The sequence below is a fragment of the Vibrio sp. 704 genome (assembly GCF_033339295.1).
Window position 1 is genome coordinate 1 of the sequence record NZ_JAWOUH010000247.1, and the last position, 847, is coordinate 847.

Annotated in this window: 1 protein-coding gene; it reads left to right on the forward strand. The window is 51.7% G+C overall.

The window, feature by feature from the left end; all coding sequences use genetic code 11:
• On the forward strand, positions 1-847 hold an 847-nt coding region (locus tag R7R24_RS25730; RefSeq protein ID WP_318119951.1), incomplete at both ends, for a YifB family Mg chelatase-like AAA ATPase.

Consider the following 847-nt stretch of genomic DNA (forward strand, 5'->3'; position numbering starts at 1 on the left):
TACTTTTCCTTGGTCCTCCTGGTACAGGAAAAACCATGCTGGCGTCGCGTTTATGCGACTTACTGCCGGAGATGAGCGACGAAGAAGCGATGGAAACGGCTTCAGTCGCATCACTGACGCAAAGTGAGATTAATGAGCACAACTGGAAGTCGCGTCCGTTTCGTGCGCCGCACCATTCCAGTTCGATGGCGGCATTAGTTGGTGGTGGCTCGGTGCCAAGACCAGGTGAGATTTCTTTGGCTCACAATGGGTTATTGTTCCTTGATGAAATGCCGGAGTTTGACCGTAAAGTGTTGGACTCGTTACGAGAGCCACTGGAATCGGGTGAGATCATCATTTCGCGCGCACAAGGAAAAACGCGTTTTCCTGCTCGTTTTCAGCTGGTGGGCGCGTTGAATCCAAGCCCAACTGGCTATTACGAAGGGAATCAAGCTCGCACTAACCCTCAAGCTATTTTGCGTTACTTAGGTCGTTTATCGGGACCGCTTCTCGACCGTTTTGATATGTCGTTAGAAATTCCATCCTTACCGAAAGGTACGTTGGCGGAAGGTGGTGACCGAGGTGAACCCACAGAACTCGTCAAAGAGCGCGTCAGTCTTGCTCGTGAGAGCATGCTCAATCGAAACGGCAAAGTCAACGCACTGCTCGGCAGCCGTGAGATTGAGGCATTTTGCCCGTTGCAAAAAAGCGATGCGGAATTTCTCGAAACTGCACTCCATCGGCTGGGATTATCGATTCGTGCCTATCATCGCATCATTAAAGTGGCCCGTACGATAGCGGATTTAGAAGGTGCTGAGCAGATTGAGCGGCCTCATTTGGCGGAAGCGCTCGGGTATCGCGCGATGGA